27 protein-coding genes are annotated in these 24,586 nt (G+C 73.0%); 13 read left to right on the forward strand and 14 right to left on the reverse strand.

The features are described from left to right. Window positions 1-8: 8 nt before the first annotated feature. From Z164_RS0109840 to Z164_RS0109865, 6 genes are all read right to left on the reverse strand, one after another. The gene (locus tag Z164_RS0109840; RefSeq protein ID WP_024890531.1) at window positions 9-872 is read right to left on the reverse strand and encodes an RsiV family protein; all 864 of its coding nucleotides are present in this window, start codon (window positions 870-872) and stop codon (window positions 9-11) included. Window positions 873-1,062: 190 nt separating this feature from the next. Next, window positions 1,063-1,272 carry a cold-shock protein gene (locus Z164_RS0109845; RefSeq protein ID WP_024890532.1) on the reverse strand — a complete coding sequence of 70 codons (210 nt, stop codon included), beginning with the start codon at window positions 1,270-1,272 and terminating at the stop codon, window positions 1,063-1,065. Window positions 1,273-1,517: 245 nt separating this feature from the next. Beyond that, window positions 1,518-1,787, reverse strand: a complete 270-nt coding sequence (locus tag Z164_RS0109850) for a GNAT family N-acetyltransferase (RefSeq protein WP_024890533.1) — start codon at window positions 1,785-1,787, stop codon at window positions 1,518-1,520. A 1-nt stretch (window position 1,788) separates the two neighbouring features. Further along, window positions 1,789-2,730, reverse strand: coding sequence for a hypothetical protein (locus tag Z164_RS22805; RefSeq protein ID WP_024890534.1), 942 nt, complete (start codon window positions 2,728-2,730; stop codon window positions 1,789-1,791). 75 nt (window positions 2,731-2,805) lie between these two features. Next, window positions 2,806-3,420: a rhomboid family intramembrane serine protease gene (locus Z164_RS0109860; RefSeq protein ID WP_024890535.1), complete on the reverse strand. Its 615-nt coding sequence runs from the start codon at window positions 3,418-3,420 to the stop codon at window positions 2,806-2,808. A 21-nt stretch (window positions 3,421-3,441) separates the two neighbouring features. Further along, a complete protein-coding gene (locus Z164_RS0109865) occupies window positions 3,442-5,073 on the reverse strand; it encodes a POT-type proton-dependent oligopeptide transporter (RefSeq protein ID WP_024890536.1) in 1,632 nt (543 codons plus the stop codon). Window positions 5,074-5,190: 117 nt separating this feature from the next. On the opposite strand from Z164_RS0109865, the gene Z164_RS0109870 reads away from it, so the two are divergent. Genes Z164_RS0109870 through Z164_RS20305 form a run of 4 tightly spaced genes read left to right on the forward strand, consistent with a single transcriptional unit; the run spans window position 5,191 to window position 8,728 of the window. Further along, window positions 5,191-6,951, forward strand: a complete 1,761-nt coding sequence (locus Z164_RS0109870; RefSeq protein WP_024890537.1) for a M14 family metallopeptidase — start codon at window positions 5,191-5,193, stop codon at window positions 6,949-6,951. Then, window positions 6,948-7,814 (forward strand): endonuclease/exonuclease/phosphatase family protein, encoded by an 867-nt coding sequence (locus tag Z164_RS0109875; protein WP_024890538.1) that lies wholly within the window; start codon window positions 6,948-6,950, stop codon window positions 7,812-7,814. Before Z164_RS0109870 ends, Z164_RS0109875 begins: the two co-directional genes overlap by 4 nt. A gap of 60 nt (window positions 7,815-7,874) precedes the next feature. Then, window positions 7,875-8,279 (forward strand): YbaY family lipoprotein, encoded by a 405-nt coding sequence (locus tag Z164_RS20300; protein WP_024890539.1) that lies wholly within the window; start codon window positions 7,875-7,877, stop codon window positions 8,277-8,279. Window positions 8,280-8,323: 44 nt separating this feature from the next. Then, window positions 8,324-8,728, forward strand: a complete 405-nt coding sequence (locus Z164_RS20305) for an MliC family protein (protein WP_024890540.1) — start codon at window positions 8,324-8,326, stop codon at window positions 8,726-8,728. A 30-nt stretch (window positions 8,729-8,758) separates the two neighbouring features. Here Z164_RS20305 and Z164_RS0109890 read toward each other — a convergent pair whose 3' ends face one another. The 7 genes from Z164_RS0109890 to Z164_RS0109920 all read right to left on the reverse strand — a co-directional run bounded on the left by Z164_RS0109890 (window position 8,759) and on the right by Z164_RS0109920 (window position 14,773). Continuing rightward, window positions 8,759-9,430, reverse strand: coding sequence for a glutathione S-transferase family protein (locus Z164_RS0109890; protein WP_024890541.1), 672 nt, complete (start codon window positions 9,428-9,430; stop codon window positions 8,759-8,761). A gap of 72 nt (window positions 9,431-9,502) precedes the next feature. Next, window positions 9,503-11,377: an ATP-binding cassette domain-containing protein gene (locus Z164_RS0109895; protein WP_024890542.1), complete on the reverse strand. Its 1,875-nt coding sequence runs from the start codon at window positions 11,375-11,377 to the stop codon at window positions 9,503-9,505. Between the two features lie 73 nt (window positions 11,378-11,450). Next, window positions 11,451-12,035 (reverse strand): DUF2058 domain-containing protein, encoded by a 585-nt coding sequence (locus tag Z164_RS0109900; RefSeq protein ID WP_024890543.1) that lies wholly within the window; start codon window positions 12,033-12,035, stop codon window positions 11,451-11,453. A gap of 10 nt (window positions 12,036-12,045) precedes the next feature. Next, a complete protein-coding gene (locus tag Z164_RS0109905; protein WP_024890544.1) occupies window positions 12,046-12,261 on the reverse strand; it encodes a SlyX family protein in 216 nt (71 codons plus the stop codon). A gap of 103 nt (window positions 12,262-12,364) precedes the next feature. Further along, window positions 12,365-13,135 (reverse strand): BamJ family beta-barrel-assembly machinery protein, encoded by a 771-nt coding sequence (bamJ, locus tag Z164_RS0109910; RefSeq protein WP_024890545.1) that lies wholly within the window; start codon window positions 13,133-13,135, stop codon window positions 12,365-12,367. 59 nt (window positions 13,136-13,194) lie between these two features. Further along, the gene (gene bamJ, locus Z164_RS0109915) at window positions 13,195-14,133 is read right to left on the reverse strand and encodes a BamJ family beta-barrel-assembly machinery protein (protein ID WP_024890546.1); all 939 of its coding nucleotides are present in this window, start codon (window positions 14,131-14,133) and stop codon (window positions 13,195-13,197) included. 94 nt (window positions 14,134-14,227) lie between these two features. Next, window positions 14,228-14,773: a glutathione peroxidase gene (locus Z164_RS0109920; RefSeq protein WP_236621787.1), complete on the reverse strand. Its 546-nt coding sequence runs from the start codon at window positions 14,771-14,773 to the stop codon at window positions 14,228-14,230. A 139-nt stretch (window positions 14,774-14,912) separates the two neighbouring features. On the opposite strand from Z164_RS0109920, the gene Z164_RS0109925 reads away from it, so the two are divergent. The 6 genes from Z164_RS0109925 to Z164_RS21365 are packed head-to-tail and all read left to right on the forward strand — an operon-like array spanning window position 14,913 to window position 19,213. Then, window positions 14,913-15,335 carry a hypothetical protein gene (locus tag Z164_RS0109925; RefSeq protein ID WP_024890548.1) on the forward strand — a complete coding sequence of 141 codons (423 nt, stop codon included), beginning with the start codon at window positions 14,913-14,915 and terminating at the stop codon, window positions 15,333-15,335. Between the two features lie 2 nt (window positions 15,336-15,337). After that, complete coding sequence (locus Z164_RS0109930; protein ID WP_024890549.1) at window positions 15,338-15,709, forward strand: GntR family transcriptional regulator; 372 nt, start codon at window positions 15,338-15,340, stop codon at window positions 15,707-15,709. After that, window positions 15,706-16,575: an ABC transporter ATP-binding protein gene (locus Z164_RS0109935; RefSeq protein WP_024890550.1), complete on the forward strand. Its 870-nt coding sequence runs from the start codon at window positions 15,706-15,708 to the stop codon at window positions 16,573-16,575. Before Z164_RS0109930 ends, Z164_RS0109935 begins: the two co-directional genes overlap by 4 nt. Continuing rightward, the gene (locus Z164_RS0109940; RefSeq protein ID WP_024890551.1) at window positions 16,572-17,633 is read left to right on the forward strand and encodes a hypothetical protein; all 1,062 of its coding nucleotides are present in this window, start codon (window positions 16,572-16,574) and stop codon (window positions 17,631-17,633) included. Before Z164_RS0109935 ends, Z164_RS0109940 begins: the two co-directional genes overlap by 4 nt. Before the next feature lie 3 nt (window positions 17,634-17,636). Then, window positions 17,637-18,491, forward strand: coding sequence for a GIN domain-containing protein (locus Z164_RS0109945; protein ID WP_052338403.1), 855 nt, complete (start codon window positions 17,637-17,639; stop codon window positions 18,489-18,491). Between the two features lie 32 nt (window positions 18,492-18,523). After that, the gene (locus tag Z164_RS21365; RefSeq protein ID WP_152540915.1) at window positions 18,524-19,213 is read left to right on the forward strand and encodes a hypothetical protein; all 690 of its coding nucleotides are present in this window, start codon (window positions 18,524-18,526) and stop codon (window positions 19,211-19,213) included. 7 nt (window positions 19,214-19,220) lie between these two features. Here Z164_RS21365 and Z164_RS0109955 read toward each other — a convergent pair whose 3' ends face one another. Then, window positions 19,221-20,624, reverse strand: coding sequence for a class II fumarate hydratase (locus Z164_RS0109955; protein WP_024890554.1), 1,404 nt, complete (start codon window positions 20,622-20,624; stop codon window positions 19,221-19,223). Window positions 20,625-20,809: 185 nt separating this feature from the next. On the opposite strand from Z164_RS0109955, the gene purB reads away from it, so the two are divergent. The 3 genes from purB to Z164_RS0109970 all read left to right on the forward strand — a co-directional run bounded on the left by purB (window position 20,810) and on the right by Z164_RS0109970 (window position 24,403). Next, the gene (purB, locus tag Z164_RS0109960; protein ID WP_024890555.1) at window positions 20,810-22,177 is read left to right on the forward strand and encodes an adenylosuccinate lyase; all 1,368 of its coding nucleotides are present in this window, start codon (window positions 20,810-20,812) and stop codon (window positions 22,175-22,177) included. A gap of 85 nt (window positions 22,178-22,262) precedes the next feature. Next, complete coding sequence (locus tag Z164_RS0109965) at window positions 22,263-23,495, forward strand: cupin domain-containing protein (protein ID WP_024890556.1); 1,233 nt, start codon at window positions 22,263-22,265, stop codon at window positions 23,493-23,495. Window positions 23,496-23,557: 62 nt separating this feature from the next. After that, entirely contained in the window at window positions 23,558-24,403 is an 846-nt protein-coding gene (locus Z164_RS0109970; protein WP_052338414.1) for a GNAT family N-acetyltransferase, read from the forward strand. The last annotated feature ends 183 nt before the right edge of the window (window positions 24,404-24,586 follow it).

Raw genomic sequence — 24,586 nt, forward strand, 5'->3', positions numbered from 1 at the left:
GGTGCGCCTCAGGCGACCGGCGCGGCGGCGAACAGGTCGCGGTACTCGTCGGCCACGTGCGGCAGCAGCACCTCGGCGGGGACTTCCACGCTCTGGGTGCCGTCGGCGTACGGTCCCACCTGGTAGGGCGGGAACACGAACCGCAGCGCCTCGATACGGCCGCCGGCGCCGAGCACCGGCTCGAACAGCTCGAACTTGTCCGCGGCCGGGGCCGATCCCTCGTCGATCATCCGGCCGCCGGTACGCAGCAGCTGGCTGCGCTCGACCGGCTCCAGCTCCTCGGCGTCGATCCGCTGCGACAGCGCCGCGTACAGCGCCTCGCGCACATAGGCCGAAACGTCGCGCCAGCCGGCCTCGTCGGCAATCAGCTCGCGGGCCTGCAGCATCCGCGACTGCGCCGGCAACCAGACGAAGCGCGCGACCAGCGGGTTGCCGTGCGCGCCGCCGGTGTAGCTGCTGCCGTCGGCGGCCACCGCGACCAGCCGCGGGGTCTCGGCCAGCATGCGGAACTCCAGCGAGAGATCGTACAGGGCGCCGCCGGTGCCCTCGCCGGCCGCGGCCGCGGCCTGCAGCAGTTCCTCGCGCGCGGCCTGCGCGTAGCGCTCCAGCTCGGCCGCCAGGCCCGGATACTTCTTCGCCTCGGGCGGATAGCTGATGCCCACCACGTAGCGCGGCGTGCGCTCGATGACATCTTCCAGCGCCGGCGGCGCCGCCGGCCCGTCCGCGGGCGTTTCCGCAGGCGCGGCCGGTGTCGTCGCATTCCCGGCGACAGGCGCCGGTTCCTCTTCGCGCCGGCAACCGGCCAGGGCCAGGACCAGGACGAACGCCGGTGCCAGCACCGGTGCGATCGGGCGCAGCCGCCACAGCTTCATGTTCGGTAGTTCCCCATCGATGCGTGATGCCGCGAGGCTAGCCGCGGCGGTGTGAGGATGCCATGCAAGGCGCCCGCGCGCGAACGCCCGACGCCGCCGCGGCACCGCCGTCTCCATCGCCGGCCCGTGCCGTGGCCACGAAAAAGCCCGGCCGAATGGCCGGGCTTCTCGTTCCGCCTTGCGGCAGGAATTACAGCGGCTGGACTTCGTCCGCCTGCAGGCCCTTCTGGCCCTGGACGACCTTGAAGGAAACCTTCTGGCCTTCCTGCAGCGACTTGAAGCCGGTGCCCTGGATCGAACGGAAGTGGACGAAGACGTCCTGGCCGCTCTCGGGGGTGATGAAGCCGAAGCCCTTGGCGTCGTTGAACCACTTCACGGTGCCGGTCTGACGATCGGACATTGGTGTTACTCCTTGGAACTAACAGTGTTTTGGATTGGACACGGCCCGCGGTGCGAACCGAGACTGTCGAGCAAGGGGTAACGCGAAAGCGATGGAGCGGATCCCCGGCCGGGGTCACCGGACCGTACAGCGTCGATCTACCGCATCGGAGCCACGATGTACCGTGATCCCGGCTTTGAACAGTGGTTGCACAATACCCTACTTCTGCGCTCGTGTGTGAATAGGGGGCGCGAGATGCGGCGGGCTCAGGCCAGCAGGTCCGCCGCCTCCGGGTGGCGGCGGAACCAGGCCTGGGCGTACGCGCAGCGCGGTTCCACCTTGAGCCCCTCGGCCCGCGCGTAGTCGAGCGCGGCCTCGGTCAGCGCCCCGGCGATGCCGCGGCCGCCGACGGCCTCGGGCACGACCGTGTGCAGGATCGCCAGGCGCCCGTCCTCGCGCCCGTATTCCAGATGCGCGCGAACGCCCTCGACCACGGTCTCGAACAGGCCCCGGCGCGGATCGTGCTCGATGCGCATCTCACTCGTCTCCCGGCGCGCGCCGATGGTCGCGGCGGCCCTGGTTGAGCCGGTCGCGGGTGCTGTTGCTGCCGTGGATCGCCGGCAGTCGCGCCTCCGCCTCGTGCAACTGCTCGGCGCGCCGGGCCGCGGCATCGGACTGGTAGCCCGGCTGCGCCGCGCCGCCCTCGCCGTGCGCGACCGCCTCCCAAGGCTTGGGCTCGCGATCGCGGGCCTGCTTGGCCTCCAGCAGCGCGCGGGTGCGCTCCAGCGCCTGCTCTGGCGTGATGCGGGCACGGCGTGTCGCGCCCTTGCGCGGCACCGCGGCGCCGCCGGCGGATCCCGCGGCGGCCCGCTTGCGCCCGCTCGCGGCCGGCTTGCTTCCGCGGCTGGCCTCGCCGGCGGCCTTTGCGGCAGTCTTCGCGATCTTGCGGCCGGCCGCGGTCGCGCCAGCCGCCGTCTTCCCGGCCGTCGTCTTCGCGGCTGTCGTCTTCGCGGTCTTCCCGGTCGTCTTCCTGGCGGTCTTCTTCACGGCGGTCTTCTTCGCAGCCGCTTTCTTCGCGGTGCCCGAACGCCCGGTCGTGGATGGCTTCGCCGCCGCGCCGCGCTTGGCCGGCGCCTTGCGTGCGGCCGAAGCCGTCGCCGTCCTGGCGACGGCGCGACCGACCTGTTTGCGCTGATCCTCGAACCGCGCCAGCACGTCGGCCAGCAGCTCGGCCTTGTCCTTGCTGCGCTGGTTGGCCGCGCCGCTGGCGCCGCGCTTGCTGCCGGTGCGATCGCGCGAGGCGAGCTTCTGCCGCTGCACCAGGTCACGCGCGCGGTTGCGCGCCTCGCGCGCCCGCACGATGCGGCTGTCCAGCGCCTTGGCGTCGAGCTTGCGCAGGACGTTGACGCGGCTGTCGTCGTACAGCGCCATCTCCCTCTGGTTGAGCAGGGCGCTGGCGCGCGCGCGGGTGATCGGCATCGGCTCGTCTCCGGTGATGGGGTGGCCGCGAGGAGTAGCACAGCCCCCATGCAGTCCGGGTGAGCGCTGGCGCGATCAGAACGACGGATTCGCGAGCCGGCCGAGGAAGCTGCCGATCACCCTGGGCTCCATCATCACCGTGAAGAGGACGCCGTAGCCGGCGCCCCACAGGTGCGCGCTATGGTTGACGTTGTCGCCGCCGCGGCGATCCATCCAGATCGAGTAGCCGACGTAGGCGACCGCGTAGAGGATCGCCGGCATGGGGATGAAGAACACGAAGATCAGCGACCACGGGCTGAGCAGCACGAACGCGAACAGCACCGCCGAGACCGCGCCCGAGGCGCCGAGGCTGCGGTAGTGCGGGTCGTGCCGATGGCGCAGGTAGGTGGGCAGGATCGCCACCAGGATCGCCGACAGGTAGAACAGCACGAAGCCCAGCTTGCCGATGTAGGGCTCGAAGGCGCGCTCGATCAGGCCGCCGAAGAAGAACAGCGTGATCATGTTGAACAGCAGGTGCTGCCAGTCGGCATGGATGAAGCCGTGGCCGATCAGGCGGTCGTACTGGCGCTGGCGATCGATCGCCGGCGGCCACAGGATCAGCCGCTCCAGCAGCCGCGGGTTGTTGAACGCCTGCCACGACACCAGCACGGTGATCGCGATCAGGATCATGGTCACGGGACCGGAAATCATCGGGCGGTGTCCTCGCTGGGGTCAGGCGGTGCGGTAATTGTCCTGCATGGGATAGCGCCGCGCGTAGAGCGCGAACGCGGCCGCGGCGAGGAAGGCGAAGCCGGCGAAGAAGAACATCAGGAACGCGTTCTCGCTCAGCCCGCTGCCGGCGATCCAGGCAGTGGCCGCGTCGCTGCGCACGCCGGCGTTGGTCAGCAGCACCCACAGGCTGCCGAAGGTGCTGGTGAGGTACCAGAAGGCCATGATCACGCCCTTCATCGCGTGCGGCGCCTGGCTGTAGGCGAACTCCAGCGCGGTGGCCGAGACCAGCACCTCGCCGAAGGTCAGCAGCAGGTAAGGCAGCGCCTGCCAGCTCAGCGAGACCTGCTCGCCGTCGTCGATCCAGAGCTGGATCGCGCCGGCCGCGATCCAGGCCACGCCCGAGAACGCGATGCCCCAGCCCATGCGCCGCAGCGCGGTGGGCTCGAAACCGAGACGGCGCAGCGCCGGGTACAGCACCAGGTTGTTGAACGGGATCAGCAGCATCACCAGCAGCGGGTTCAGCGCCTGCATCTGCGCCGCGTCCTGGATCAGCCAGCTCGGCCACCAGGCGGCCTCGTGCGGGATCACCATCTCGCGGCCCTGGATGATCCAGGTCGAGGCCTTCTGGTCGAACAGCGACCAGAACGGCGTGACCAGCGCGAACACGATCAGCACGCGCAGCACCGCGCGCACGCCGTCGACCGCCGCGTCCGGGTGCAGGCCGCGCGCGCGCTCGAGCTGCATCGAGGCGCCGACGCCGCCGGCGACGATGATCGCGCCCAGCGCCAGGCAGGCCGAGATCACGAAGTTGAAGGATTCCGCCCAGGCGGCCGGGACGATCCCCAGCACGGACAACGCCCACAGCGCGAGCAGCAGCACGGCCACCGCGATGCCGAACAACGCGACCAGCAGGCCGGGCCGGCCGGCGCCCGCCCGCTCGGCGCGCAGCGCGGTCTTGACCACCTCGAAGAACGCATGCGGATCGCGCCGGGCCGGCGGCACGTTGACGTAGTGCCTGCGGCCCAGCCAGAACACGAAGGTGGCGATGAACATCAGCACGCCGGGAATGCCGAATGCGACCGCCGGCCCGTAGTGGCGCAGGAACAGCGGCGCCAGCAGCGAGGCGAAGAAGGAACCGAAGTTGATGATCCAGTAGAACGCGTCGAAGACGACCTTGGCCTTGTCCTTGTTGCTCTGGTCGAACTGGTCGCCGCAGAAGGACACCACCAGCGGCTTGATGCCGCCCGAACCGAGCGCGATCAGGAACAGGCCGGTGTAGAAGCCGGTGGCGTTGTTCTCGAACAGCGCCAGGCAGGCGTGGCCGGCGCAGTAGATCAGCGAGAACCACAGGATGGTGTGGTACTTGCCGAAGAAGCGGTCGGAGAGCCAGCCGCCCAGCAGCGGGAAGAAGTACACGCCGATGACGAAGGTGTGGAAGACGTCCTTGGCGGCGCCGTCGCGATCGCCCTCGGGCAGATAGGCCAGCAGCACCGAGCTGATCAGGAACGGCACCAGGATGTTGCGCATGCCGTAGAAGCTGAAGCGCTCGCAGGCCTCGTTGCCGATGATGTAGCCGATCTGCCGGGGCATGCGGCCGGACGGGTTCGGGAGTGCGGGACTGGGCTGGGACATCGGCACGGTTCGCGGCGGAAAGACGCGCAAGCGTAGCCGATCCGGCGGCCGTGTCGCCCGCCGGATCGGGGGGCGCCCCTCGGTTACCATGCCGGCTGCCCGTCCGGATGCCCGCCGATGCCGTTTCGCCTGCCGCTGTTCGCCCTGCTGGCGCTGTGCCCCGCCCTCCTGTCCGCCGCCGACCTGACTACCGTGGCCGAGCGCAGCGGCTTCGTCGAGACCGGCCGCTACGACGAGACCATCGCGCTGTGCGAGGCCTTCCAGCGCGCCGAGCCCGAGGCGGTGCGCTGCTTCGATTTCGGCGTCTCGCCCGAGGGCCGGCCGATGAAGGCGCTGGCGGTCTCGCGCAGCGGCGCGCTAACCCCGGAGGCGGCGCGCGCGCGCGGGCTGCCGGTGGTGCTGATCCAGGGCGGGATCCACGCCGGCGAGATCGACGGCAAGGACGCCGGCTTCCTGGCGCTGCGGCAGGTGCTCGCGGGCGAGGCCGCGCCCGGCGCCCTGGACGCGCTGGTGTGGGTGTTCGTGCCGGTGTTCAGCGTCGACGGCCACGAGCGCTTCGGCGCCTGGAACCGCCCCAACCAGCGCGGCCCGCGCGAGATGGGCTGGCGCACCACCGCGCAGAACCACAACCTCAACCGCGACTACGCCAAGGCCGACGCGCCGGAAATGCAGGCGATGCTGCGCCTGGTCGAAGCCTGGGACCCGCTGGCGGTCGTGGACCTGCACGCCACCAACGGCGCGCAGTTCGAGCACGACATCTCGATCCAGGTCGAACCGCTGCACGCCGGCGACGCGGCGCTGCGCGAGGCCGGGCGCGCGTGGCGCGACGGCACCCTCGCCGACCTCGCCGCGCAGGGCTCGCTGCCGCTGCCGTTCTACCCCTCGTTCGTGGTCGAGGACGACCCGGCCTCCGGCTTCGAGGACGGCGTCGCGCCGCCGCGCTTCTCCACCGGCTATTTCCCGCTGCGCAACCGCCTGGTCATGCTGGTCGAGACCCACTCCTGGAAGGCGTACCCGGTGCGGGTGCGGATTACCCGCAACACCATCGTCTCGGTGCTGGAGCGCATCGCCCGCCACGGCCGCGAATGGCAGCGCATCGCCCGCGAGGCCGACCGCCGCGCCGCCGCCCTCGGCGGCACCGAGGTGCCGCTGGACTACCGCGCGACCGACGCCGCGCGCACCATCGAGTTCCGCGGCTACGCCTACACCCGCACGCCGTCCGAGGTGTCCGGGGCGACGATGACCCGCTACGACGAGACCACGCCGCAGGTCTGGCGCGTCCCGCTGCGCGACACGATCGTGCCCGCGCGTACCGCGGTCGCCCCGCGCGGCGGCTATCTGGTGCCGCCCGCGCACGCCGCCTGGGTGGCCGAGCGACTGGACCTGCACGGCATCGCCTACCGCCGCCTGGAGCGCGCGCTGCCGGCCGCGCCGGTGCGGACCTTCCGCGCCGCCAGCGCGGCGCTGGCCGCCGCGACCGTCGAGGGCCACCAGCGCCTGACGCTCGAAGGCGAATGGCGCGACGAGCCGCGCGACGTGCCGGCGGGCGCGCTGTTCGTGCCGATCGCGCAGCCGGCCGCACGGCTGGTCGTGGCCCTGCTCGAGCCGCAGGCGCCGGACTCGTTCGCCGCCTGGGGCCGCTTCAACAACCATTTCGAGCGCAAGGAATACATGGAGGCCTACGTCGCCGAGGACGTGGCGCGCGAGATGCTGGCCGCCGATGCCGCGCTGGCGGCCGAATTCCAGCGCCGCCTGCGCGAGGACGCGGACTTCGCCGCCGATCCGCGCGCGCGCCTGGACTTCTTCTATCGCCGCCATCCGGCCTGGGACGAGCGCTATGGGCTCTACCCGGTCTTCCGCCTGGAGTCCGCGCCTTGAACCGCATCCTGCCGGCCGTGCTCGCGCTGGCGGCCGCGGCGCTCGCCGCCTGCGCGCCCGCGCCCCGCGCGGCGCCGAGCGCGCAGCAGGCGGAAGCCGCGCGCGTGTCGCTGGTCACGCTCAACCTGTACCACGACCGCGACCGCTGGGAACGCCGTCGGCCGCTGGTGATCGAGGGCCTGCGCGCGCTGGACGCGGACGTCGTCGCGCTGCAGGAGGTGCTGCAGCACGACGCCCTGCGCAACCAGGCCGAGGACATCGGGCAGGCGCTGGGCTACAGCGTGTTCTTCGTCTCCGCCGATCCCGAGGGCCAGGCGCGCCGCTACGGCAACGCGCTGCTGACCCGGCTGCCGGTGCTGGCGCGCAGCCAGCGCCGGCTGGCGCCGCTGGACGACGGCCGCACCGTGGCCCACCTGCGCGTGCAGGCCGGCGGCCGCGCGCTGGACGTGTTCGCCACCCACCTGCACTGGACCGACGAGGGCGGCGCGATCCGCGCGCGCCAGTTGCAGGACGTGCTCGCGCACGTGCGCGCCCAGGCCGGCGACGGCCCGAGCGCGATCGTCGGCGACTTCAACGCCGAGGCCGGCGCACCGGAGCTCGCCGCCCTGCGCGAGGCCGGCTACGTGGACGTGCTGGCCGCCATCGATCCCGCCGCCGCGGCCCGGACCACGCTCAACCCGCACTACTTCGAGCGCGGCCGCCGCATCGACCACGTGTTCGCGCGCGGCGCGGGCCTGCGCGCCGTCGCCGCGCAGCGGGTCCTGGACCGGCCCGGCGCCGACGGCACCTGGCCGTCCGATCATTTCGGCGTGCGTGCCGAGTTCGAGCTGGGGCCGGCATCCGGCGGCGATGGCGGGCGTTGACCCCCGGCTCATGCCCTCAGCGCTAGGCTCGGGGCCGGATCATCCCGGAAGGAGCGCGCGATGGGCGCAGGTTGGATGGCGGCCTGCCTGGCCGCGATGGCGCTGACCGGCTGCCACGGCGTCCCCGCCGCACCGGAGCCGGCGCCTTCCGGGGCCGTGGTCGAGGGCAGCGCGACGTTCTACGAGAAGCTGATGATGCCGGCCGGGTCGGTGCTGACGGTCGAACTGGTCGACCTCGACGGCGGCCAGGCCTATGCGCGCAGCGAGTTCCCGTCCCTGCCCGGCCCGCCCTACGCTTTCGCCCTGCGCTACGACCCGGGCCGAGTGCCGCCCGGCCGCCGCCTGGGCGTGCATGCCTCGCTGCGCACGCCCGAGGGTGAGCGCATGTTCGCCACCGCCGCGCCGGTGCCGGTCGAGGCCGGACGCGCGGGCACGGCCCCGTTCCGCATGCTGCGCACGCCCTGAGCGCCGCGCGGCCGACATTCCGTAACCCCCATAGGAGCACGACGATGAAGACGACTTCCTTGCGCCTGCTGCCGCTGGCCGCGCTGGTGCTGGCCCTGTCCGCCTGCGGCGACCGTTCCGGCCCCGACCCGGCCGCCACGCCGCCGGTGGACGACGCGCTGCCGGCGCCGGCCGCGAGCACGACGCCGGACGCGGCCGCCGGCGAGCAGCCCGCCGCCGGGGCCACCTCCACCTGGACGTGCGCCGACGTCACCGTCAGCGTCGCCTACGATCCGGTGGCCGACACCTACACGCTGAACCACCCCGGCGGCACGCTGACCCTGCAGCACCAGATCTCGGGTTCCGGCGCGCGCTACGCCGACGACGCCGGCAACGAGTTCTGGGACAGCGGCGACGAGGCGCAGCTGACCCTGGCCGGCGAACCGCAGCGCAACTGCGTCAAGCGCTGACGCCGACCGCGCCCGGCAGCGCACGCCCCCTCAGCCGGCCAGTTCCAGCGGGCCGACCCGGGCCAGCGTGCGCCGCCACGCCTCGCGCGCCTGCGCGCGCCGCAGCCAGTCCTGCAGGTGCGGCCAGTCGTCGATGCCGCCGCGCGCGGCCAGCGCCTGGACCGCGAAGCTCATCTGTACGTCGGCGGCGCTGAAGGAGGCACCGGCGAACCACGGATCGGCCGCCAGCGCCTGGTCCATGTACTGGCCGTTGGCGCGCAGCTGCGGCGCCACCAGGCTGGCGGTGACGCGGTCGGCGATCGTGCGCGCGACCGGCCGGGCGAAGAACGGCATGCGCGCCTCGCGCACGCGCTTGAGGATCAGCGAGATGAGCAGCGGCGGCATCGCGCTGCCCTCGGCGAAGTGCATCCAGTAGTGCCAGCGCACGCGTTCCGGGGTGCCCACCGCCGGCGCCAGGCGCGATTGCGGGTCGTAGCGCTCCAGCAGCGTCTCCACGATCGCGCCGGACTCGGCCAGCGTGTCGCCGCCGTCCACCACCACCGGCGAGCGCCCCAGCGGATGCACGGCGCGCAGCTCCGGCGGCGCGAGCAGGGTGTCGGGATCGCGGCGGTAGCGCACCACGTCGTAGTCGAGGCCCAGTTCCTCCAGCAGCCAGACGATGCGGTGGGCGCGCGATTTCTCCAGATGGTGGACGACGATCATGCGCAACCCCGGCAGGCGGAAAGCGCGGATTCTAGGAAGTCGCGCGTCGAGACGAGGTGCGCCGGCGCGCGCTCAGCCCTCCAGCGCCTCCCAGCGCCGGTAGGCCGCGTCCAGCTCGGCCTGGGCCGCGGCCAGCTCGGCGTTGTGGCGGGCGATCGCCTCGGCGCCTTGCTGGAAGAAGCCGGGCGCGTGCATGGCCTCGGTCGAGGCCGCGATCGCGGCCTCCAGCGCCTCGATGCGCGCGGGCAGCGCCTCCAGTTCGCGCGCGTCCTTGTAGCTGAGCTTGCGCCGCTGCGTCGCGGGCGCGGGCACGGGTTCCGCCGCCGACGTCGCGCGCGCCGCGCGCGGCGGCGCCGCGGCGGGCTCGGGCCGCTGCCGCAGCCAGTCCGAATAGCCGCCGACGTACTCCCCCACCCGGCCGTCGCCTTCCATCACCAGGGTCGAGGTCACCACGTTGTCGAGGAAATCGCGGTCGTGGCTGACCAGCAGCAGGGTGCCGGCGTAGTCGCCCAGCAGTTCCTCCAGCAGTTCCAGCGTCTCCACGTCGAGGTCGTTGGTCGGCTCGTCCATCACCAGCAGGTTTGACGGCTGCGCGAACAGCTTGGCCAGCAGCAGCCGGTTGCGCTCGCCGCCCGACAGGCGGGCGATCGGCGCCCGCGCGCGCTCGGGGGTGAACAGGAAGTCCTGCAGGTAGCCGATCGCGTGCTTGCGCGCGCCGCCGATCTCGACGAACTCGCGTCCCTCGGCCACGTTCTCCAGCGCGTTCCAATCCTCGCGCAGGGTGGCGCGGTACTGGTCGAAATAGGCGACTTCGAGCTGGGTGCCCAGGCGCACCGTGCCGGCCTGCGGCGCCAGTTCGCCCAGGAGCAGGCGCAGCAGCGTGGTCTTGCCGCTGCCGTTGGGGCCGACCAGGCCGATGCGGTCGCCGCGCATCACGGTGGTGGAGAAATCGCGCACCAGCGGGCGGCCGTCGGCGAACGCGAACGAGACGTCGCGCGCCTCGATCACCTTGCGCCCGGAAGCGCCCGACTGCGCCGCCTGCATGCGCACGTTGCCGGTCTGCTCGCGCCGCGCCGCGCGCTCGCTGCGCATCGCCTTCAGGCGTCGCACGCGGCCCTCGTCGCGGGTGCGCCGGGCCTTGATGCCCTGCCGGATCCAGGCTTCCTCCTGCGCCAGCAGCTTGTCGAAGCGGGCCTGTTCCTGCGCCTGCGCGTTCAGGCGCTCCTCGCGCCGGCGCAGGTAGTTCTCCCAGTCGCCGGGCCAGGAGGTCACCTGGCCGCGGTCGATCTCGACGATGCGGGTCGCCAGCGCGCGCAGGAAGCGGCGGTCGTGGGTGACGAACACCAGCGCGCCGCGCCATTCGCGCAGGAAGCCCTCCAGCCAGTCGATGGCGGCGATGTCCAGGTGGTTGGTGGGCTCGTCGAGCAGCAGCAGGTCCGGCGCCGACACCAGCGCGCGCGCCAGCAGCACGCGCCGCTTCAGCCCGCCCGACAGCGCGGCGAACGCGGCCTCGCCGTCCAGGCCCAGCCGTTCCAGCGTCTCGCCGACCCGGCGCTCGGTCTCCCACGCGCCCTCGCGTTCGATCCGCGCCTGCACCGCGGCCAGCGCGTCGGTGTCGACCGGCGAGGCATGGGCGAGGCGGTGGTATTCGGCCAGCAACGCGCCCTGCGCGCCGAGGCCATCGGCGACCACGTCGAACACGCTGCCGGCCGCGCCCGCCGGCACCTCCTGCTCCAGCCGCGAGACGCGCAGCCCGTCCTGGCGCCGGATCGCGCCGTCGTCGGGGTCCAGTTCGCCGGCCAGCACCCGCAACAGGGTGGACTTGCCGGCGCCGTTGCGGCCGATCAGGGCGATGCGCTCGCCGGCTTCGATGGCCAGCTCGGCGCGTTCGAGCAGCGGCGGGCCGCCGACGCCCACGTCGACGGCGTTGAGGACGATCAGGGGCATCGGCGCATTGTAGCGGCGCGCCGCCGGCCGCAGCCGCGCGGGCTCATGGCGCGCGGCCGCACGGCGCGCGCGCTCACCACACCAGGTCGTCGGGCACCCGGTACTTCGGGTCGGCGTAGGGATCGTCGTCGGCGGGCGCCTGCGGATCCACCTTGAGCGCCACCGCCGGCGCGAACACCTGCTCGGCCTCGGCCAGCAGCGCGGCGGTCACCAGCAGGTAGCGGCCGTCGATCTGCAGCACCCCCAGTTCGCCCGCGTTGAGCGCGCGCAGTTGCTCCGCGGTCACGTACACGCGCTTGATCTTGCCGCCGTACTCGAAATGCCGGGCGATATCGGCATCGTCGCGGTTCAGGGTCTTGCCCTTGACCAGCGCGGCCAGGCGCGCCCGCGCCTCGCGGCGCTGCCGCGCCTCCTCCTGCTTGCGGCGCTCGGCCTCGATCCGCTCGTCCTTTTCCTTCTGCGCGCGGATCGCGTAGGCCTTGGCCAGGTCGATGTCCTCGCGCGGGCGCGGCTTGCGCCCCTTGCCGGGCGGCGCGGCGTCCTTGCGCGGCGGGCGCGCGTCGCCGCCGGCGCGTTGCGGCCGCGGCGACGGCTTGCGCTCGGGGCGCGAGGCCTTGAAGCCCAGGTTCAGCAACTGGTCGCGCAGGGAGTCGGTCATCGTCGGTCGTTCAGTAATGGGGCGGCGGCGGCTCCTCCGCCGGATCGGCGTAGAACGCGCCGCGCGCCTGCTTGAGCTCTTCCAGGCTATGGCGCAGCAGTTCCGCGTTCTGCGCGGCCTGCAGGCGCACCTGCGCCAGCGCGTCGCTCAGTTCGTTGAGGGCGTGTTCCTGGAACGCGACCCGCGTCTCCAGTTCCACCACCCGCTGCTCGAGTTCCTGGCTCATCCCTCGCTCTCCACGCCGCGCGACCGCCCCTGCGGCCGCGCGCGCAGGCGCGGCCGCGGTGCCGTCGCCGGATCGGCGCGCCGGCCTGCGACCGGCGCCGCCATCATTCGCCGCCGGCCGGCAACACGTCCAGCAGCTCGACCTGGAAGTCGAGCGCGGAATTCGGCGGGATCGGGCCGCCCGGGGTGCCCTGCTCGCCATAGGCCAGCCGGCTCGGGATCCAGACCCGGTACTTCGCGCCCGGCTGCATCAGCTGCAGCGCTTCCTGCCAGCCGGGGATGATCTCGGACAGGGCGAACTCCACCGGCTCGCCGCGCTCGATCGAGCTGTCGAACACCGTGCCGTCCAGCAGCTTGCCCTCGTAGTGCACGCGCACCCGGTCGCTGGGCTTGGGCGACTGGCCGCTGCCGGCGGTCAGCACCTGGTACTGCAGCCCGGACTCGGTGGTCTGCACGCCTTCCTTCGCGCCGTTCTCGGCGAAGAACTTCTCCGCCTGCTCGGCGCGCGCCTTGGCCTCGGCGGCCTGGCGCTCCTGCATGCGGGCGGACAGGCCCTGCATCACCTGCATCACCTGCTCGTTGCTGAGCTTGGGGTCCTTGTCGTCGAGCACGTCGCGGATGCCGTCCAGCATGGCGTCGAGGTCGACCTCCTCGTGGATCGGCTTGATCGAGTTGCCGAGATCCAGGCCGATGGCGTAGCCCACCTGCTCGCGGTTGGTCTTCAGGCCCTCGACCTGCACCGCGGGTGCGGCGCCGTCGGCGGCGGCATCGGCGGCCGGCGCCTGGCCGTCCTCGATCTTCTTGCAGGCCGACAGGCCCACGGCGGTGGCGAGCGCGAGCGCGGACAGGGTCAGGGCGCTGCGGGAAATCTTCATGGGGAAACTCCTGGGGGAATCCTGCGGGGGATGGACGCGGCCGGGGAGCGCGCGGTCGATCAGAGGATGTCGAGCAGCTCGACGTCGAACACGAGCGTGGAATTGGGCGGAATGCCCTGGGTGCCCTGGGCGCCGTAGCCGAGGTGGCCAGGGATCCAGAACCGGTACTTGCTGCCGATCGGCATCAGCGCGACGCCCTCGGTCCAGCCCGGGATCACCTGGTTCAGCCCGAACTCCGCCGGCTGCGCGCGCTCGTAGGAGCTGTCGAAGACGGTGCCGTCGAGCAGCTTGCCCTCGTAGTGCACGCGCACCCGGTCGCTGGGCACCGGGCGCCGGCCGGAACCTTGGCGCACCACCATGTACTGCAGGCCCGACGCGGTCGCCTGCACGCCGGCGCGGGTGCGGTTCTCGGCCAGGAACGCCTCGCCCTCGGCGCGGTTGCGTTCGCCGGCCCGCGCGGCCTCGGCCTCCATCTCCTTCTGTACCCGCGCCGAGAAGGCCTGCCGCAGGGCGTCGGCGCGCGCCTGGTCGAGCAGCGGCTCGCCGCCCTCCACGCGCGTGCGCAGGCCCTGGATCAGCACCGGCAGATCGAACTCGCCCCGGATCGGCAGCAGCGAGCGGCCGATGTCGGCGCCGACCATCAGGCCGACCTTCTCGCGGTCCACCTCCGGCGGCGGCGTGCCCGGCGGCATGCCGGGCGGCGTCTGCCCGTTGCGCAGCGCCACGCGCTGCATCAGCGCCTGCGCGGTCTGCGCCACCTCCTGCTCCGACAGCAGCGGCTCGCCGCCCTCGAAGGCGTTGCGGATGCTGCGCTCGAGCGCGGCGTAATCGATGTCGGGACCGACCGGGGCGATCGACTGGCCGACATCCATGCCCACCATGTAACTGACCTGCGCCCGCTCGCCTTCCAGGCTGCTCACCTGGGCCAGGGCGGGGACGGCGACGGCGCAGGCCGCGGCCAGACACAGCGCGGCGGCGCCGCGCATCGCGTTCTTCATCGTGGAAAACTCCGGGCAGGTAGGTGACGCCGCAACCGCGGCGCGACGGGCCGCTATTGTCGGGGCTGCCGCGGCCGCGGGCAATCGCGTGCGTTCAGCGCGGCGCGGGCTGCGCCAGCGCGCGCTCGATGGCGTCCACGATCGCCGGATCCTCGGGGTCGGTGCGGCTGCCCCAGTCGGCCAGCACCCGCCCGTCGCGGCCCACCAGGTACTTGTGGAAGTTCCACTGCGGCACCGACCCGCCGCTGCCCGCGGCCAGGTCGCGGAACAGCGGGGTGGCCCGCTCGCCGATCACGTGCACGCGCTCGAACATCGGGAAGCGCACCCCGTAGGTCAGGGTGCAGAATTCCTGGATCTGCGCCTCGTCCTCGAACTCCTGCTCCTTGAAGTCGCCGGAGGGGAAGCCCAGCACCGAGAACCCCTGCGGGCCGTAGCGCGCGTGCAGGCGTTCGAGCGCCTCGAACTGCGGCGCCAGGCCGCACTTGCTCGCGGTGTTGACCACCAGCAGCACCTGGCCGCCGTAGGTCGCCTGCAGATCGACCGGCTCGCGGCCGGCGAGCGGGCGGTAGCGGTGCTCCAGCACGCTTTCGGATGCTTGCGCGCAGGCGCCGACCACCATCAGCAAGAACAAGCAACACATTGATTTGATTGACATCACGATCCCCATCTCGAGTGGCATCGCAGGACAGGCCGGGACTGGCCTGGGGCAACGCTTGACCGCCGCCGAACTGGTGTTATAGTTACATACAACACCGATCAACCAGGGCAGGAGGTTCGGCATGAACCGCAAGCTCCACCACACGATACTGGCTTTCTCCCTCGCCGGCCTGGCCGCGCTGGCCGGGCTGCTGGCCCTCCGACCGGCACCGCCGGCGGCCGACCCCGCGGCCGCGGCGCGGAGCGCCCCGGTGCCGCCGACGACCGAGGCGGCCATCGATGCCCAGGCCGAGCGGCTGGAGCGCGCGCTGGCCGAGGCGACGTCGCCCGCCGAGACCGCGTCCGTGATCGGCGGCTTCGTGGCCGCGGCCGCCGCGCTCGGTGCGTTGGCGGCGCTGGAAGGCGAGGACGCCCCGCCCCCCCCGGACGGCGCCCGCCCCGGCGAGACCGATGCCGAGCCGGCACGGCGCGCCCGCGCCAAGCGGCGGGCCATCGCCATGCCCTACTTCTCCTTCTCCCACGGCGCCCGCCAGGGACGGAGCTGACCATGGCCAACATCCAGTGGAACGAGGGCGCGCCGATCTACCGGCAGCTGAAGGAACGCGTCATCGCGATGATGCTCGACGGCGTCCTCAAGCCGGGCGACGCGCTGCCCTCGGTGCGCCAGGTCGCCGCCGACTACCAACTCAACCCCATCACCGTCTCGCGCGCCTACCAGGAACTGGCCGACGAATCGCTGGTGGAAAAACGCAGGGGCCTGGGGATGTTCGTGACCGAAGAAGCGTCGAAGAAGCTGCTCGCCAGCGAGCGGGAGCGGTTCCTGCGCGAGGAATGGCCGCAGGTGCTCGAACGCATCCAGCGCCTGGGCCTGAGCCTGGACCAGTTGATGAAGCCGGTACGCAACGGAGGTGGGGAATGAACGCGCACGGCAACGTGATCGAGGCGCGCGATCTGCGCAAGACCTACAGGAACACGGTGGCGCTCGACGGCGCCAGCTTCGAGATCGCGCCCGGCCGCATCGTCGGGCTGATCGGCCCCAACGGCGCCGGCAAGACCACCGCGCTCAAGGCGCTGCTCGGCCTGATCCGGGTCGACGGCGAGCTGCGCGTACTGGGCCTGGACCCGGGCCGCGAGCGCGACCGGCTGATGAACGACGTCTGCTTCATCGCCGACGTGGCGGTGCTGCCGCGCTGGTTGCGGGTGGGCCAGGCCATCGACTACGTGGAGGGCGTGCACCCGCGCTTCGACCGCGCGCGCTGCGAGCGCTTCCTGGCGGGTACCAAGCTCAAGCCCGGCGCCCGGGTGCGGGAGCTGTCCAAGGGCATGATCGTGCAGCTGCACCTGGCGCTGGTGATGGCCATCGACGTGCGCCTGCTGGTGCTCGACGAGCCGACCCTGGGCCTGGACATCCTGTACCGCAAGGAGTTCTACCAGCGCCTGCTGGAGGACTACTTCGACGAGCAGAAGACCATCCTCATCACCACCCACCAGGTCGAGGAGATCGAGCACATCCTGACCGACGTGATGTTCATCCGCGACGGCAAGGTGGTGCTGGACGCCTCGATGGACGAAGTCGGCGAGCGCTTCGTGGAGCTGCTGGTGGACGCCGCCCACGCCGACGACGCCCGCGCCCTGGGCCCGATGAGCGAGCGCGCGCTGCCGTTCGGCAAGACCGTGATGCTGTTCGACGGCGTCAGCCAGGCCGGCCTGGCGCCCTACGGCGAGACGCGCACGCCCGGCCTGGCCGACCTGTTCGTGGCCCAGATGAAGGGGACCTACGCATGAACGCGCACACCGAAACCCGCCCCGCCCGCGCGCCGGCGCCGGCGCCGCGGCCGCTGCGGCGGCATCCCTTCGCGATGCTGCTGCGACGGGAGTTCTGGGAACACAAGGGCGGCTTCCTATGGGCGCCGGCGGTCGCCGGCGCGATCTCGCTGGGCCTGACCGCGATCTTCGCCGTCGTCGCGCTGGTCGCCGCGCGCCGGGCCGCCGCCGACGGCGGGATCGTCATCGACGGCGTGACCGTCAACGGGCTCGACCTCAGCCTGCTGATGCAGCAGCTCAGCCGCGAGGACCTGCGCGAGCTCCTGGCCACGCTGGACATGAGCCTGATGATGGCCTCCAGCTGGCCCTTCATCGTCATGGCCTTCGTGGTGTTCTTCTACTGCCTGGGCGCGCTGTACGACGACCGCAAGGACCGCAGCGTGCTGTTCTGGAAATCGATGCCGGTCTCCGACCGCGACACCGTGCTGTCCAAGGTGGCGAGCGCGCTGCTGGTGGCGCCGGTACTGGCCACCGTCGCGGCGCTGGCCACGATGCTGCTGTTCGCACTGCTGCTGACCGCGCTGGTCGCCAGCCACGGCGGCGACGCCTTCCAGCTCGTGTGGGCCGGTGGCGCGCCGTTCAAGCTGGCGCTGTACTTCGTCGCCGCGATCCCGGTCTACGCGGTCTGGGCGCTGCCCACCGTCGGCTGGCTGCTGCTGTGCTCGGCCTGGGCGCGCAACAAGCCGTTCCTGTGGGCGGTGCTGGTGCCGGTGCTGCTGGGCCTGTTCGTGTGGTGGTTCAACGCGATGCAGCTGTTCGGCGCGGAGACCGCATGGTTCTGGAAGAACATCGTCGGCCGCCTGCTGCTGGGCGTGGTCCCGCTCGGCTGGCTGGACAGCGTCGACGTCGAGGCGCTCGCCGCCGCGGGCCGGGTCGATCTGCAGGGCGTACGCGGCTTCTGGAGCCTGGGCATGCTGTACTCGAGCTTCCTGTCGCCGAAGATGTGGGCCGGCGCCATCGCCGGCGCCGCGATGATCGCCGGCGCGGTGCGCCTGCGCCGCTGGCGGGACGAGGGCTGAACGATGGCTCGCCCCTCCTTTCCCGTTCGACTGGCCCCCGCGCTCGCCCTCGCCGCGGGCCTCGCCCTGCCCTTCGCCGGCGGCGCGCAGGCGCCGCACTGCCGCCACGCCGAGCCGCGCCAGCTGCAGCTCGACCTGGCCGGGGCGAAGACGATCCTGTTCGAGATCGGCCGGCACACCCTGCGCCTGGACGCGGCCGCCGGCGCCGACGGCGCGCTGCAGGGCCGCGCCTGCGCCTCCAGCGCCGGCCTGCTCGACGGCCTGGTCCTCGCGCAGCGGCGCGACGGCGACAAGCTGGTGGTGACGCTCGCCGAGGATCGCCCGCGCGGGTTTTCCCTGGGCCGGCGCTACGCCTACCTGGACATCGCCGGCAGCGTGCCCGACGGCGTGCTGGTGCAGCTGAAGGTGGGCTCCGGCGACGCCCGGCTGAGCGGCGCCGCCGCCGCCAGCGCCGACGTCGGTTCGGGCGACGTGGAACTGCGCAACATCCGCGGCCGGGTCACCGCCAAGGTCGGCTCGGGCGACCTCGGCATCGAGGACGCCGGCGCGCTGGAAGTGCTGTCGCTCGGCTCCGGCGACCTCGTCGCCCGGCGCCTGGCCGGTCCGGTCCGCGTCGGCAACGTCGGCTCCGGCGATCTCGAGCTGCAGGGCGTGGACGGCCCGGTGGAGATCGGCGCCATCGGCTCCGGCGACGTCTCGGTGGCCGACGTGCGCGGCAGCGTGACGGTCGGCTCGCTCGGCTCGGGCGACCTCGACGTGCGCAACGTGCGCGGCGATCTGCGCCTGCGCGCCAAGGGCAGCGGCGACGTCGACCACGACGGAGTGACCGGCGCCGTCGAGCTGCCGCGCCGGCGCTGAGCGCCGGCGTCCCCAGGGCGATCGACCGCGCCATGCGCGCAAACGGGGAGAACGGCGCATTGGAAACCGAACTGCAGACGCGCCTGCGGCGCCTGGAGCGCGCCCATCGCCGCCTCGCGGGCGGGCTGGCGCTGGCCTCGCTGCTGCTGGCGGCCGCGATCGCCGCGATCGCCTGGCTCGCGACCCGCGCGCCCGAAGACAGCCTGCGGGTGAGCGAGCTGGTGGTGACCGACCCGCAGGGCGTGGCGCGGGTGCGCATCGGCGGCGACCTGCCCGACGCCGTCATCGAAGGCCGCCGCGTACCGCGCGGCAGCAAGGCGGCCGGCGTCGTGCTGTACGACCGCAGCGGCCAGGAACGCGGCGGCTACGTCACCTGGGACGAGGGCGACAACATCGGCCTGACCCTGGACGGCCGCCGCGGCCAGAACGCGCTGTTCGTGGCCGGCCCCGACGGCTCGGCCGCGCTGCAGCTCTGGCACGGCGACGGGCTGATCGAGCTGCGCGCCGACGGCGACGGCGCCCGCCTGAGCCAGAGCGTCGGCCAGCGGGTCGCGCTGCAGCAACCGGCGATCGCCCGGATCGGCGCGCGCACCTGCGCGCTGTTCCGCGACGGCCTGCGCAGCGAGGTGCCCGACGGGCTGGACCCGGCGCAGGTCCGCGGCATCTGCCTGCGGCGCTTCGCCGAATCCGCCTGCGCCGCCTGCCTCGACGACGCACCCTGAGGGGCGGTCAGCCGCCCCCGCCGCCTGGCTCGCCGTGGATGCCGCCGCGGGTCAGCGCGGCCGGGTCCAGCAGCGCGCGCAGCGTCTTCTCGTCCAGGCCGCTGTCCTCCAGCGCGATCTCCAGCACCGGGCGGCCTTCCTTGTAGGCGCGCTTGGCGATCGCCGCGCCCTTCTCGTAGCCGATCACCGGGTTGAGCGCGGTGACCAGGATCGGGTTGCGGTCCAGCGCGGCGGCGACGTTGTCGCGGCGCACCCGCAGGCCCGCGATCGCGCGGTCGGCCAGCAGCCGCGAGACGTTGGCCAGCAACTGGATCGACTCGAGCAGGTTGGCCGCGATCAGCGGCAGCATCACGTTGAGCTGGAAGTTGCCGCTCTGCCCGGCCACGGTGATCGCGGCGTGGTGGCCGATCACCTGCGCGCAGACCATGCAGGTCGCCTCGGGGATCACCGGGTTGACCTTGCCGGGCATGATCGAACTGCCGGGCTGCAGCGCGGGCAATTCGATCTCGCCCAGCCCGGCCAGCGGGCCGGAGTTCATCCAGCGCAGGTCGTTGGCGATCTTCATCAGCGCCACCGCCAGCGCGTTGAGCTGGCCGGACAGCTCCACCGCATCGTCCTGCGCGGCGATGCCCTCGAACTTGTCGGCCGCGCTCTCGAAGCGCACGCCGGTGCGCTTGGAGAGCGCGCGGGCGACGTGCTTGCCGAAGCGCGGATCGGCGTTGATGCCGGTGCCGATCGCGGTACCGCCCAGCGGCAGCCGGCGCAGGCGCTTGAGCGCATCGGCGATGCGCGCGCGCGCCGAGTCCAGCTGCGCGGACCAGGCGCCGAACTCCTGGGCGAAGGTCAGCGGCATCGCGTCCATCAGGTGGGTGCGGCCGGTCTTGACCACCTTGCCCAGCGCGCGGCCGCGGCGATCGATGGTCTTGCGCAGGTGCTTGAGCGCCGGCAGCAGGTCTTCTTCGGCGGCCAGCACCGCGCCGACCCGGATCGCGGTGGGGACCACGTCGTTGGAGCTCTGGCCGAGGTTCACGTGGTCGTTCGGATGCACCTGGCGGCGCTCGCTCGAGGCCAGCCGGGCGATGACCTCGTTGGCGTTCATGTTCGACGAGGTGCCGGAGCCGGTCTGGTAGATGTCGATGGGGAAGTGCGCGTCGTGCTCGCCGTCGGCGACCGCCTGCGCGGCCTTGCCGATCGCCGCGGCCAGGCGCTCGGGCAGCAGGCCCAGGCCGCCGTTGGCCTCGGCGGCCGCGGCCTTGACCAGGCCCAGCGCGCGGATGAAGCCGCGCGGCATCGGCCGGCCGGAAATCGGGAAGTTCTGCACGGCGCGCTGGGTCTGCGCGCCCCACAGGGCGTCGGCGGGCACCTGCAGTTCGCCCATGCTGTCGTGTTCGATGCGGAAGGACTCCGGCATGCTCGGTCTCCAGTAGGAAGCGTCGAAGGGCTGGCTGGCCGCCGGTCGCGTCGCGACGCCGGCGCTGGCGACGCCCGCCAGCATACGCCAGCGCCTGTGCGCGGCGGTGCGCCGCGGGCCGCGTCGATGGCGCCTGCGGGGCGCGCGCGCCTAAAATGCGCGGCCCACCGTACGCCGGAACCCCCATGTCCGAAGCCGCCCTGCTCGCCCTGTCGCCGCTCGACGGCCGCTACGCCGCCAAGGTGGATGCGCTGCGGCCGATCTTCTCGGAATACGGACTGATCCGGGCGCGGGTGCGGGTGGAGATCGCCTGGCTGCTGGCGCTGGCGGCCGAGCCGGGCATCGTCGAGCTGGCCGATTTCGGCGCGGCGGACCGCGCCGCGCTCGCCGCGCTCGCCGAGGGCTTCTCGGTCGCCGACGCGGCGCGGGTCAAGGAGATCGAGCGCACCACCAACCACGACGTCAAGGCGGTCGAGTACTTCATCAAGGAGCGGCTGCGCGACCAGGCCGGGCTGGCGCCGGCGCTGGAGTTCGTGCACTTCGCCTGCACCAGCGAGGACATCAACAACCTCGCCTACGGCCTGATGCTGGCGCAGGCGCGCGACGAGGCGCTGCTGCCGGCCTACCGCGGCATCGCCGACGCGCTGCGCGCGCTCGCCCACGCGCAGGCCGGGCAGCCGATGCTCTCGCGCACCCACGGCCAGACCGCCTCGCCGACCACCCTCGGCAAGGAGCTGGCCAACGTCGTCGCCCGCCTGGAGCGGCAGATCCGGCAGATCGCCGCGGTCGAGCTGACCGGCAAGATCAACGGCGCGGTCGGCAACTACAACGCCCACGTCGCCGCCTACCCCGACATCGACTGGCCGGCCTTCGCGCGCCGCTTCGTCGAGGGCCTGGGGCTGGTCTTCAACCCCTACACCACGCAGATCGAGCCGCACGACACCATCGCCGAGATCGGCGATGCGACGCGGCGCGCCAACACCGTCCTGATCGATTTCGCGCGCGACGTCTGGGGCTACATCTCGCTGGGCTACTTCCGCCAGCGGCTCAAGGAGGGCGAGGTCGGCTCCTCGACCATGCCGCACAAGGTCAACCCGATCGACTTCGAGAACGCCGAGGGCAACTTCGGCGTGGCCAACGCGCTGTTCGAGCACTTCTCGGCCAAGCTGCCGATCAGCCGCTGGCAGCGCGACCTGACCGACTCCACCGTGCTGCGCGCGCTGGGCACCGCCTTCGGCCACACCCAGGTCGCGCTGGATTCGCTGGCCAAGGGCCTGGGCAAGCTGGAGGTGAACCCGCTGCGGCTCGATGCCGACCTCGACGCCGCCTGGGAAGTGCTGGCCGAGGCGGTGCAGACGGTGATGCGCCGCCACGGCCTGCCCAATCCCTACGAACGGCTCAAGGCGCTGACCCGCGGCCAGGGCATCGACGCCGAGGCGATGCGGGCCTTCGTCGAATCGCTGGAACTGCCCGACGACGCCCGCCAGCGCCTGCGCGCGCTGACCCCGGCCGGCTACACCGGCCTGGCCGAGCGCCTGGCCCGCGAGGTCTGACCGGCGCGGCCCGCGGCGAGCGCCACGCCGCGGTCGCGCGCGGTCGCTGCGCGGGGGGCGCGGTTTTCGCGTAGGCTCCCGCGCCATGAGCCGCACCCCGCCCCCCATCGAGATCGACGCCAGCCGGGCCGCCGCGCGCGGCCCGCTCGGCATGCCCCCCGCCCGCTTCCTGCGCGACTACTGGCAGAAGCGCCCGCTGCTGATCCGCAACGCCTTCCCCGGCCTCGTCTCGCCGATCGCCCCCGAGGACCTGGCCGGCCTGGCCTGCGAGGACGGCGTGCTGGCCCGCATCGTCGAGCACGATCGCCGGCACGACCGCTGGCGGCTGCGCCACGGCCCGTTCGAGGAGTCGCTGTTCCCCGGCCTGCCCGACCGCGACTGGACGCTGCTGGTGCAGGACGTGGACAAGTGGGACGCCGACGTGGCCGCGCTGCTGCCGCATTTCGATTTCCTGCCGCGCTGGCGCATCGACGACATCATGGTCAGCTTCGCCGCCACCGGCGGCTCGGTGGGCGCGCACATCGACCAGTACGACGTGTTCCTGCTGCAGACGCACGGCCACCGGCGCTGGGCGATCGACGCCCGCCCCGGTCCACCGCTGGATTTCCGCCCCGACGTGGAGCTGAAGCTGCTGCAGCGCTTCGACCCGAGCCACGAGTGGGTGCTGGCGCCGGGCGACATGCTCTACCTGCCGCCCGGGGTGCCGCACCACGGCGTGGCCGAGGACCCGTGCCTGACCTTCTCGGTGGGCATGCGCGCGCCCTCGTCGGCGGAGCTGCTCGGCGACTGGGTCGATGCGATGATCGCCGAGGCCGACGAGGCCGAGCGCTACCGCGACCCCGACCTGGCGCCGGCGCGCGATCCCTACGAGATCGACGCCGCCGCGATGGGCCGCGTGGTCGAGGCGCTGAACCGGTTGCGCATGAACGATCCCGACCGGCTCGGCGACTGGTTCGGCCGCTTCATCACCCTCTACCGCGCCAGCGGCGAGGCGGTGCCCGACGAGGCCCCGCGCCCGCGCGCCGAGGTGGAGCGGGACCTGGAGGCCGGCGGCGTCCTGTACCGGCATCCGTGGACGCGCACGGCCTGGCGCCGCGCGCGCAAGGGCGCGCGCCTGTACGCCGCCGGCCAGGACATCGCCCTGCCGGTACGCGACGCGCAGGCGCTCGCCGCCGCGACCGCGATCGACGGCGAGCGCTACGCGCGCCTGTCGCCGGCCGGCCGCGACGCGGCGATCGCGCTGCTCGAAGGCGGCCACTACCGGCTGCTGATGCCGGGCGACGACGACGCCGGCGACGAGGACGAGACCGCGCCTTGAGCGGGCCGGCGGCGCCGTCGTTCCGCGTCGCCCGGGCCGAATGGCCGCGCGACGCCGGCGCGCTGCTGGCGGTACGCGGCGAGGTGTTCGTCGCCGAGCAGGGCGTGCCGGAGGCGCTGGAACGCGACGACCTGGACGCGCTCAGCGTCCACGTGCTCGCCCGCGACGCCACGGGCGCGCCGATCGGCACCGCACGGCTGGCGCCCGGCCGGCGCATCGGCCGCATGGCGGTATTGCGCGCCTGGCGCGGGCGCGGCGTCGGCGACGCCCTGCTCCAGGCGCTGCTGGACGAGGCCCGCGCGCAGGGGCTGGCCGAGGTCCGCCTGCACGCGCAGGCGCCGGCGATCGGCTTCTACGCCCGCCACGGCTTCCTGGCCGAGGGCGGTCGCTTCGAGGAGGCGGGCATCGCGCACCAGGCGATGCGGCGCGTGCTCGGCCGCGCGCAGACGGTGCGCACCTGCGAGGACGCGGTGGCGGTGGTCTCGGCGCTGGTACGGGGCGCGCGGCGCCGGCTGCGCCTCTACAGCCGCGACCTCGACCCGGGGCTGTTCGACGCCGCGCCGGTGCTGGCCGCGCTGCGCCGGTTCGCCACCGCCGGCGCCGCCGAGGTGCGCCTGCTGCTGCAAGCGCCGAACGCGCCGCAGCGCGCGCATGCGCCGCTGCTGGCGCTGGCGCAACGCCTGCCCAGCGCGTTCGCTTTCCGCGCCGTCGAGGATCCGGTCGATCGCGCCTACGCCTCGGCATTCGCGATCAGCGAGCGCGGCTATTACTTCCGGCGCCTCGGCGACCGCTTCGACGGCGAGGCGGACCTGGACGGTGCCGCGCGCGCCCGCCAGCTCGCGGCGACCTTCGACACGGTGTGGGCGCGTGCGCGCCCCTGCAGCGAGTATCGCGCGCTGGCCTGGTGAGGTCGCCGCGGTCGTCGCGCGCGACGCATCCTGAATGGCGGCCGGCCGCGCGCGCCCGCGGCTCGCGCGGGTCGCGTCTCGCCGCCGGCTGAGGCTATAATCGGGATCTTCCATGCGTCCGCGCCCGGGCGACCGATTCGATCCACGTCCGGGCCGCGCAGCCCCCTTCTCCCCGAGCCCCAA

The sequence above is a fragment of the Luteimonas huabeiensis HB2 genome (genome assembly GCF_000559025.1).
GTDB classification, from domain to species: domain Bacteria; phylum Pseudomonadota; class Gammaproteobacteria; order Xanthomonadales; family Xanthomonadaceae; genus Luteimonas; species Luteimonas huabeiensis.